Origin of the sequence: Exiguobacterium oxidotolerans JCM 12280, assembly GCF_000702625.1 — a bacterium.
In the GTDB taxonomy this organism is placed as follows: Bacteria; Bacillota; Bacilli; order Exiguobacteriales; family Exiguobacteriaceae; genus Exiguobacterium_A; species Exiguobacterium_A oxidotolerans.
Genome location: NZ_JNIS01000001.1, coordinates 647,471 through 658,466, shown reverse-complemented (window position 1 = coordinate 658,466; position 10,996 = coordinate 647,471). Strand labels below are relative to the sequence as shown.

Here is a 10,996-nt window from a genome sequence, read left to right as displayed (position 1 = left end):
TGAAAAATTGTAGGAGGCTTATTCGTGGACTTACTTCGAAACAAATGGTTTAAGGCATTGCTTTGGATACTAACGATTTTCTTAGTCATCTGGGTTGGGACGAAAATTTCATTTTTATTCCAACCGATTAAAGTGATGCTTGCGTTAATTTTCCCACCACTTATCATTGCAGGAATTTTTTATTACTTCACACTTGGAATCGTTGATGCCTTACAAAAACGTGTCAAAAAACGTGGACTTGCTGTCCTGATTGTTTTACTCGCTTTTGTCGGGATTTTGACGCTCATCATTACGTTGATCGGTCCAATCCTCGTCAAACAGGTGACCGAGTTTGTCACGAGCATCCCGAATCTTGTCGTAGAGCTACGTGATCAAACGTTGAATCTACGCGATCAATTGATGGACAATCGCTTCATTTCGAATTGGGTTCAACACAATACGGAATTGTTTGACGAGTGGACGAATGAAGCGACGTCATATATCGGAACGCTCTTCAAGTCCGTTTCGGCATCTGTCGGAACCATTTTCGGTGTCATTTCTTCGACGGTTCTAATCGTCGTGCTCGTTCCGTTCATTCTCGTCTACATGCTGCTTGACGGGTACAAGTTTCCGGACTCGGTCGTTAAACTTTTACCGAAAGGCTATGAGGCAGAAACACGTAACATCTTACATGACATGCACGTGACGGTTAAGCACTACGTCAATGGTCAAGTCATCGTCTCACTCTGCGTCGGATTGATGTCGTTAATCGGTTTCTTCATCTCAGATATTCAATACGCTTTGTTACTCGCATTATTTTGTACGGTGACGAACATCATTCCGTATCTTGGACCATATATCGGGGCTGTTCCTGCCGTCATCGTCGGATTCATCGATGATCCGGTCAAGGCGCTTTATGCGATCATCACGATCGTTATCGCGCAACAGATTGAATCGAATTTGATTTCGCCATACGTGCAAGGCAAGACATTGAAAGTCCATCCCTTGACGATCATCATCGTCTTGCTCGTCGCCGGTAAAATCGCAGGCATCATCGGCGTCATTTTGGCTGTTCCGACATACGCCGTCTCAAAAGTCGTCATCCAGAACATTGCTCGTATTTATCGTTTACGTCAGCAACAGTTTGACTTGCAGACCGAGAGCTCGACAATCATTACCGATTCTTCCAAATCATAACGGTAAGCCCTCTGCTGAAACATTCGAGCAGAGGGTTTGTGATTTATCCGAGAGAGGGATAGGATGAAAGAATACTTTTCACAACTTTGACTCATTTTAGTTTATAAATTGATTGGAATCTTTTTTATAATGGTTATAATGTAGAGTAGAGAACAAAAGATAGAGGAGAATGAAATCTTTAGACGTAAGGGGTAGAGCGCATGCATATCGTAGTTGTCGGTTTAAATAATAAGACGGCGCCTGTATCAATACGCGAACAAGTCTCATTTGGGGAACATGAGATGAAGGGAGCGGTCGTGGCGTTACGGGATGAAAAGAGTATTTTCGAGAGCGTCATCGTGTCGACTTGTAACCGGACCGAATTATATGTCGTGACGGATCAACCACACACAGGACGCTACTATACAAAACGTTTTCTTGCGAACTGGTTCGGTTTGACGATGGAAGAACTTGAACCGTATTTATTCATCCATGAAGGGTTTGATGCGATGAAACATTTGTTCCGAGTGACGAGTGGCCTGGATTCGATGATCGTCGGGGAAACGCAAATTTTAGGTCAAGTGAAGACAAGTTTCTTTACAGCGCAAAAATTAGAAACGACGGGAACGGTCTTCAACAAACTGTTCAAGGAAGCGGTAACGCTTGCGAAACGTGCTCATGCTGAAACAGGAATCGGGGAGAGTGCCGTTTCTGTCAGTGCTGCTGCCGTGACACTTGCAGAACAAGTACTCGGATCCCTTGAAGACAAATCAATCGTCGTCATCGGTGCTGGGGAAACAGGTGAACTGACGACGTTGAACTTATATGAAGCCGGTGCGCGAGATATCACGGTCTTTAACCGAACGCTTGCGAAAGCAGAAGAAGTTGCGAATCGTTTCGAAGGGTCTGCACATTCGATTAACGAAATGCAATGTGGTCTTCTTCGCGCTGATATCGTCATTTCTTCTACTGGTGCGAAACGGGCGATCATCAAGCGAGAAGATATCGCTGCTGCCCAATTGTTCCGCAGTGACCGTCCTTTTCTGTTGATCGACATCGCGGTACCACGTGATATCGAGCCGACAGCGGGTGACCTTCCTGGGGTTCATTTATATGACGTCGATGATTTAACATCAATCGTTCAACAGAACATGGCGGAACGGATGAAAGAAGCGGCTAAAATCGAGTTACGGATTGAAGCTGCTATCGCTGAGTTTGAAGGGTGGATGACGACGCTTGGTGTCGTTCCGATCATTACGGAGCTGCGTGATCAATCGCTTAAAATTCAGCAAGAGACGATGCAAAGCCTCGAACGGAAACTGCCGGACATGTCGGCCCGTGAAAAAGCTGTCATCGGAAAACACATGAAATCAATTATCAATCAATTATTACGTGAACCGCTCTCATACATTAAAGATGCCGCGGCAAAACCAGATGCAGAACAACGCATTGCACAGTTCATGGACACCTTTGCACTCGATGAAGAACTGTTTGATTCGTCGGTCGAAGACGTCGTGTTACAAGATGAAACTTCAGAACCACGCAAAGCTGTGAATCGGTGAACAAAGCTGTAATTGTGTTACAATAGAAAAGCATGGGGCGGACTTGTGCCGCCCCTTTATTATTGTACAGGGGGATTTTAGCATGCGAAAAATCATAGTAGGTTCACGCAGTTCGAAACTAGCGATGACACAGACAAAATGGGTCATCGAGCAATTGAAACAAGCGGGTGCTCCATATGAATTCGAAATCAAGAACATCATCACTAAAGGGGACCGCATCCTTGATGTGACATTGTCTAAAGTCGGCGGGAAAGGATTGTTTGTCAAGGAAATCGAACAACAGATGCTTGATGAAGAAATCGACTTGGCTGTCCATAGCATGAAAGATCTTCCGTCAGAACTTCCAGCAGGTCTTATCATCGGATCAACACCTGCACGTGTCGATGCACGCGATGCGCTCATCACAACAACAGGAGGCGGACTTGCGACACTTCCTGAAGGTGCGACGGTCGGGACGAGCAGTTTACGTCGCGGCTCACAATTGCTTAAACTTCGTCCGGATTTGAAGATTGAATCGATTCGCGGAAATATCGATACACGTCTCGAAAAGTTGAAGACAGGGCCGTTTGACGGGATTTTACTCGCAGCAGCCGGTCTGCAACGAATGGGATGGTCAGATGAAATCGTATCGGAATACATTTCAACGGACGAGATGATTCCTGCTGTCGGTCAAGGGATCTTGGCAATCGAATGCCGTGAACAAGATCAAGAGATTCGTGATCTTTTAAATTTAATTCATGATCAAATGACTGAAAAAGTGGCCTTTGCCGAGCGGTCATTCTTATCCGCGATCGAAGGAAGCTGTCACGTCCCGGTGGGTGGTTTTGCGACGATCAACGAAGATTTATCGACGACACTCGTCGGTTTCATCGGTTCAGTCGATGGGACACAAATCTTGCTCGAACGCGAAACTTCGCTTGACCCGATGCAACTCGGTCAACTCGTCGCGGATCGGTTACTCGATGCCGGCGGTCGCGAAATTCTCGCATCGTTGCCGGATGACTTATAAGCGGCTTGTCCTGACCGGGAGTCGGCCACCGAACTCGCAGCAAGTACAACGTTTAGCGGAACGACAGATTGAAGTCATTCACGAACCAAGTATCGAGACGGTACCGGTTGCATTCGAATTGCCACCGGCACTTGATTGGTTGGTCGTGACGAGCCCGACAGGCGTCGAACGAATCAAGGCCGATTTACCACGATTACAAAAAACGAAAATTGCAGTTGTTGGGACAAAAACGGCACAAGCCCTCGAACGAGCGGGGCGAACCGCTGACTTCATCCCATCTGCCTTTACGGGTGATGTTCTCGTCGCCGAGTTACAGCATCAACTATTGCCGAACCAACGGATTTGTTTTGCCCGTGGGAATCGGTCGCGCCAAGAACCACTCGAACGCTTAAAACAACTCGTCGCAGCTGACATCCTCGAAGTCGTGACGTATGAAACGAACATTCGACGGATTCCACGGGAACGTTTGTCAGACGCAACTTTTATCGGATTGCAAAGTCCATCTGCCGTCGAAGCACTCGCTTCGTTAGCTTTTCAAACGCATGCGACGTATGTCGCGATTGGACCGGTCACGGAACAAGCAGCGCGAGCAGCAGGGCTGTATCCTCTGCGCATCGCGAAGACGTTTACGCTCGACGGATTGATTGACTGTATTTTAGAGGAGGAACTGTTATGAACACATTAGAATTCGCACGTCACCGCCGTTTACGAAATACGGCTTCACTTCGCTCACTCGTACGAGAAAATCATTTGCATAAATCAGATTTGATTTATCCACTGTTTATCGCAGAAGGAGAAGACATTAAGCGGGAAGTTAGTTCGATGCCTGGTGTGTTCAACCTATCGCTTGATCATCTCGAAGCAGAAATCAACGAAATCGTAAAACTCGGTATCGAGTCGGTGATTTTATTTGGTGTCCCACATGATCATTTAAAAGATGAACAAGGCACAGGGGCATTCCATGATCACGGAATCGTTCAAGAAGCAACGCGTCTCGTCAAGAAACTCGCACCGCAATTGACGGTCATCGCGGATACATGTCTCTGTGAATATACATCGACAGGACATTGCGGCATCGTCGCGGACGGTACAGTCGATAATGACGCCTCACTCCCACTGCACGTTCAGACGGCCGTCTCACAAGCACGTGCCGGTGCAGACATTATTGCACCATCATCGATGATGGACGGTTTTGTCGCTGCAATCCGTCAAGGGCTTGATGAGAATGGGTTCAGCCATATTCCAGTCATGAGTTATGGCGTTAAGTACGCTTCTGCCTATTACGGGCCATTCCGAGATGCTGCCAATTCAGCACCGGGTGAAGGCGATCGTAAAGGATATCAAATGGATCCGGCGAACCGCCGCGAAGCATTCCGGGAAGCAACGTCTGACGTAGAACAAGGGGCAGACTTCATGATTGTTAAACCAGCGCTTGCCTTCATGGACATCATTCGGGACGTGCGCGAGCGGATTGATTTACCAATCGTCGCCTACAACGTCTCAGGGGAATATGCCATGGTCAAAGCAGCGGCACTCAACGGTTGGATTGATGAAGAACGAATCGTCATGGAGACGATGCTTGGCTTTAAACGGGCTGGAGCAGATTTAATCATCACCTATTTCGCGAAAGACATCTGTCGTTACTTGGAGGGATCGAAATGAGCTTAACCAATCAGAACTCAAAATCAAAAGCTGCCTTTGAACGAGCATTACCACTCATGCCGGGTGGCGTGAACAGTCCAGTCCGTGCCTATAAATCAGTTGGTATGACACCAATCTTTGCCGAACGGGCAAGTGGTTCAAAATTATACGATATCGATGGGAAAGAATACATCGATTACGTTTTATCGTGGGGACCGATGATTTTAGGTCACGCCGATCCGATCGTCACGGCGGCGATTCAAGAACAGGCAACACGCGGTTGGAGTTACGGGACACCAACTGAAATCGAGTCGGCGATGGCAGAACTCGTCATCAGTCGTGTCCCGTCGGTCGAAGTCGTCCGGATGGTCAACTCGGGGACGGAAGCAACGATGGCGGCATTACGTCTCGCGCGTGGGTTTACAGGCAAAACGAAAATCTTGAAATTTGAAGGCTGTTACCACGGACACGGGGATTCCTTGCTGATTAAAGCCGGTTCAGGCGTTGCGACGCTTGGTCTTCCCGATTCACCGGGAGTGCCGGCACAAATCGCCAGTATGACGCTGACGGTTCCTTATAACGACATGGATGCTGTCCGGACGGCCTTTGAAAAACATGGCGACGATATCGCGGGTGTCATCGTTGAACCGGCAGCAGGGAACATGGGCTTCGTCCCACCAGCAGCTGGATTCCTCGAAGGACTTCGTGAAATCACGGAAGCACACGGCACGTTGCTGATCTTCGACGAAGTCATGACGGGGTTCCGCGTCGGTTTCAACTGTGCCCAAGGATACTTCGGTGTCACACCGGACATCACCTGTCTCGGTAAAGTCATCGGTGGTGGTATGCCCGTCGGTGCTTACGGTGGACGCCGTGACATCATGGAGCAAATCGCGCCGCAAGGTCCAATCTACCAAGCGGGTACGTTGTCCGGAAATCCGCTCGCGATGGCGGCAGGCCTCGCGACATTAACGCAGTTAAAACCGGAACACTATGAAGAATTTGACCGAAAAGCGAACCGTCTCGCGGAAGGCTATTTACAGGCTGCTGCGAAATACAACATTCCGTTGACGACGAACCGCGCCGGCGCGATGTTCGGTGTCTTCTTCACGGATCAACCCGTGACGAATTTCGAACAAGCGAAAACATCGAACCTCGAGATGTTCCGTTCGTACTATCAAAAGATGGCGGCGCGCGGAATCTTCCTTCCACCGTCACAATTCGAAGGACTCTTCTTGTCGACCGTCCACTCGGAAGACGATATCGAACGGACGATCGAAGCGGTCGAGCTGACGTTTAAAGAACTACAAGTCGAATTTAACCGTTAAGGAGTTCTTGACGGGCGATGGACGTCTCGGATAAAATAAGGGAAGAATAATTTGGAAACAGCGTTGACGGGAAGAGTAGTCAGACAACAGACTGTAAGAGAGAACACATCCACCGGCTGAGAGATGTGACAGTCTGTCCTGACGAAGGTCACCCCACGAGCTGGTATCGTAAGCGCGAGCGAGCGATATCCGGATTCCGCACGTTACGCGGGCTAGAGGGCACTTTGTATTTGAAGTGAACTAAGGTGGTACCGCGGAAGAGCAACGGCTTCTTTCGTCCTTAGATGAGGACGAGAGTAGCCGTTTTTATTATGGATAAAAGGAGCGATTTAGATGCAGGAATTATCAATGCCGACGAAATATGATCCGCAGGCGACGGAAGAAAAATGGTACGACTTTTGGCTAGAAGGGGAATATTTCAAAGCCGATCAAGATCCAGAGAAAGCACCGTACACAATCGTCATCCCGCCACCGAACGTGACAGGGAAACTTCACCTCGGTCATGCTTGGGATACGACACTGCAAGATATGCTGACACGGATGAAACGGATGCAAGGGTTCGACGTCTTGTACTTACCGGGGATGGACCACGCGGGAATCGCGACGCAAGCGAAAGTCGAACAAAAATTGCGGGCAGAAGGACAATCGCGCTTAGAAATGGGACGTGAGAAATTCCTCGAACAATCTTGGGCATGGAAAGAAGAATATGCGTCGACGATTCGTGCGCAATGGGCGAAACTCGGACTTGGTCTGGATTATTCACGCGAGCGCTTTACGCTCGACGAAGGGTTGTCTGAAGCCGTCCAGGAAGTTTTCGTTAAACTGTATGAAAAAGGTTTGATTTATCGTGGCGAATACATCGTCAACTGGGACCCGGCGACAAAAACTGCGATTTCCGATATCGAAGTCATCTATAAAGATATCGAAGGAGCGTTCTACCACCTCAGCTATCCGTTGACGGACGGAACAGGTCACGTCGAACTCGCGACGACGCGCCCGGAGACGATGCTTGGAGATACGGCAATCGCCGTCAATCCGAAAGATGAGCGGTACGCCCATCTCGTCGGTAAAACGATCACGCTCCCGATCGTCGAACGAGAAATCCCGATCGTCGCTGACGAATATGTCGATATGGAGTTCGGAACGGGTGTCGTTAAAATCACACCAGCCCATGACCCGAATGACTTTGAAGTCGGGAACCGTCATGACTTACCACGTGTCCTCGTCATGAACGAAGACGGGACGATGAACGAAAATGCCGGCAAATATGAAGGCATGGACCGCTTCGACTGCCGTAAACAAATCGTCGAAGATTTGAAAGCCTCGGGCGTCTTGATTAAAGTTGAACCCCACTTGCACTCGGTCGGTCACTCGGAACGGTCAGATGCAGTCGTTGAACCGTACTTGTCGCTGCAATGGTTCGTCAAGATGGAGCCACTCGCTGAAAAAGCACTTGCTGAACAACAAGGCGACGATAAAATCAACTTCGTCCCACAACGGTTCGAAAACACCTATGTCCGCTGGATGGAGAACATCCGTGATTGGTGTGTCAGCCGTCAACTCTGGTGGGGACACCGTATTCCAGCCTGGTACCATAAAGAAACAGGTGAAGTGTTCGTTGGGAAAGAAGCACCAGCCGACATCGAAAACTGGGAGCAGGACAACGATGTCCTCGATACGTGGTTCTCGTCAGCGCTCTGGCCGTTCTCGACGATGGGTTGGCCGAATACGGATGCTGCGGACTACCAAAAATACTTCCCGACGTCGACACTCGTTACGGGGTACGACATCATCGCCTTCTGGGTATCGCGAATGATTTTCCAATCGTATGAATTTACAGGCGAACGCCCGTTCAACGATGTGTTGATTCACGGTCTGATTCGTGACTCGGACGGACGGAAGATGTCGAAATCACTCGGGAACGGAATCGATCCAATGGACGTCATCGAAAAATATGGTGCCGATTCACTCCGTTGGTTCTTAACGACAGGTTCGACGCCAGGAAATGACTTACGTTTCTACTGGGAAAAAATCGAAGCGACATGGAACTTCTCGAACAAATTGTGGAACGCAAGCCGTTTCGCACTGATGAACATGGATGGTCTGACGTATGAAGAAATCGATCTGACGGGCGAAAAATCATTAGCCGATCAGTGGACCTTGACACGTCTGAACACGACGATTGACGACGTAACGCGCTTATCCGATAAGTATGAGTTCGGTGAAGCCGGTCGAATCCTCTACCACTTCATCTGGGAAGATTTCTGTAACTGGTACATCGAGATGGCGAAGTTACCGCTGAACGGTGAAGATGAGGCCGCTAAATTGACGACGCGTTCGATTCTTGCGTACACGCTCGACCAAATCATGCGTCTGATGCACCCGTTCATGCCGTTCATCACGGAAGAGATTTGGCAGCACTTGCCGCATCAAGGGGAAACGATCACGCGTGCCGCTTGGCCGACACGTAATGAGACACTTGATTTCCCGCAAGCAGTCCCTGCGTTTGAAGCTGTCCAAAACGTCATCCGGTCGGTCCGGAACATCCGTGCTGAAGTGAACGCACCGATGTCAAAACAAATTCAGTTAATGATTTCGACAAGTGACGATCAAGTACAACATGACTTAGAGACGAACATCTCATACTTGAAGAAGTTCACGAATGCTTCCGAATTACTTGTCGAACGCAGCATGGCGGCACCGGAAAAAGCGCTCAGTGCCATCGTGACCGGCGCAGAATTGTTCATTCCGTTGGCTGATTTAATCAACATCGAAGAAGAAATCGCCCGCTTGAATAAAGAACTCGTCAAGTATACGAAAGAAGTCGAACGGGTCGAGAAAAAACTCAACAACCCAGGCTTCGTCGGAAAAGCACCGGCACATGTCATCGAAGAAGAACAAGCAAAAGCACAAGATTATAACGAAAAACGTGCAGCAGTCGAAGCGCGGATCAACGAACTATCTCAATAATTTCAACAGTGGCTCAAGTTTCCTTGAGCCACTTTTTTTAAAGGAGCGGGGACAGAGTGGAGACGAGAGAAGACGTATTAGAATGGTTGTCACGGTTACTGGCATTCGGCATCAAACCGGGACTAAGTCGGATGGAAGCATTGCTGGCCGCATTGCAGATTGATCCGGACGCCGTCCCGACGATCCATGTCGCGGGGACGAACGGGAAAGGGTCGACCGTCGCCTTCTTACGGGAGATGGGAATGGCGGAAGGGTTACAAATTGGAACATTTACATCCCCGTACATCATTCAGTTTGAGGAACGGATCATGCTGAACGGAGTGCCGATTGCTGAAGCGGATCTCGTTAAGGCAGCTACTGCAGTGAAGCAAGCAATGACCGAGCTTGAGCCGACGATTGGTACAGTCACGGAATTTGAAGCGTTGACGGCACTTGCTTTCTATCATTTTTATCAAGTTCGTCCAGACTTCGTCATTTACGAGGTCGGACTCGGAGGGCTTTATGACTCGACAAACGTACTGAAGCAACCGAAAGCAGCCATCATCACCTCAATTGGTCACGATCATCAAGCGATTCTCGGAGATACGCTCCAAGAGATCGCCCTTCAAAAGTTCGGCATCATCAAACGGGGAACATCGGTCATTGCCGGGAAACTGCAAGAGGAATTGACGGTTCCATTGATGGCCTATTGTGGCGACCGGGCGGCGACGTTGAAGTGGAGTCAGGAAGCCATCGTCTCGTACCGACTGAATGCGACCGGAACATGGGCGACGTATGAAGGAATTCCGGAAACACGACTTGGACTTGAAGGCCATCATCAAGTCGAAAATGCAGCGAACGCCGTCATCTGCGCAAAGAAGCTCGGTTGGTCAAAGACGGCGATTCGTCGGGGTCTCCGCAACGCCAAACATCCGGGACGGTTTGAAATCATCTCGCGCAAACCACGGATCATTCTCGATGGTGCACACAACCCGGAAGGAATCACGGCTCTCGTTGAGCGATTAAAGGAAGAATCAAAACCGGTTACATTGCTCTGTTCGATTTTGCGTGATAAAGACCGGACCGCGATGCTTGCACAGTTACACAACATCACACCGGATATTTATGAGACGACATTTGATTTTCCGCGAGCGCGGACGATAGAGGAGTTGCAGCAGGACGGAGCCAACGTAACGACGGTCGAAGCGTTCTTCGATCAATTAGATATTAACCGAACATATGTCGTGACGGGATCACTCTATTTCATCAGTGAAGTACGTCATCAATACACTTCGATTTTTACAAAATAGGGAAAATCCTGATTCTCTCGTTATAATGAAATGGGGGAGTAT

Annotated in this window: 8 protein-coding genes; all 8 read left to right on the top strand. The window is 48.9% G+C overall.

What is annotated here, in order from left to right; genetic code table 11:
* Positions 1-24: 24 nt before the first annotated feature.
* Positions 25-1,176, top strand: a complete 1,152-nt coding sequence (locus P403_RS0103425; RefSeq protein ID WP_029331078.1) for an AI-2E family transporter — start codon at positions 25-27, stop codon at positions 1,174-1,176.
* A 200-nt stretch (positions 1,177-1,376) separates the two neighbouring features.
* Positions 1,377-2,717, top strand: coding sequence for a glutamyl-tRNA reductase (hemA, locus tag P403_RS0103420; protein WP_029331077.1), 1,341 nt, complete (start codon positions 1,377-1,379; stop codon positions 2,715-2,717).
* 82 nt (positions 2,718-2,799) lie between these two features.
* Positions 2,800-3,726 (top strand): hydroxymethylbilane synthase, encoded by a 927-nt coding sequence (hemC, locus tag P403_RS0103415; protein WP_029331076.1) that lies wholly within the window; start codon positions 2,800-2,802, stop codon positions 3,724-3,726.
* Positions 3,716-4,402: a uroporphyrinogen-III synthase gene (locus P403_RS0103410; RefSeq protein ID WP_029331075.1), complete on the top strand. Its 687-nt coding sequence runs from the start codon at positions 3,716-3,718 to the stop codon at positions 4,400-4,402. The genes hemC and P403_RS0103410 overlap by 11 nt, the downstream gene beginning before the upstream one ends.
* Positions 4,399-5,388: a porphobilinogen synthase gene (gene hemB / locus P403_RS0103405; RefSeq protein WP_029331074.1), complete on the top strand. Its 990-nt coding sequence runs from the start codon at positions 4,399-4,401 to the stop codon at positions 5,386-5,388. Before P403_RS0103410 ends, hemB begins: the two co-directional genes overlap by 4 nt.
* Complete coding sequence (gene hemL / locus P403_RS0103400) at positions 5,385-6,695, top strand: glutamate-1-semialdehyde 2,1-aminomutase (RefSeq protein ID WP_029331073.1); 1,311 nt, start codon at positions 5,385-5,387, stop codon at positions 6,693-6,695. The genes hemB and hemL overlap by 4 nt, the downstream gene beginning before the upstream one ends.
* Positions 6,696-7,028: 333 nt before the next feature.
* Positions 7,029-9,665: a valine--tRNA ligase gene (locus P403_RS0103395; RefSeq protein ID WP_029331072.1), complete on the top strand. Its 2,637-nt coding sequence runs from the start codon at positions 7,029-7,031 to the stop codon at positions 9,663-9,665.
* 56 nt (positions 9,666-9,721) lie between these two features.
* Complete coding sequence (locus P403_RS0103390; protein WP_029331071.1) at positions 9,722-10,954, top strand: bifunctional folylpolyglutamate synthase/dihydrofolate synthase; 1,233 nt, start codon at positions 9,722-9,724, stop codon at positions 10,952-10,954.
* The last annotated feature ends 42 nt before the right edge of the window (positions 10,955-10,996 follow it).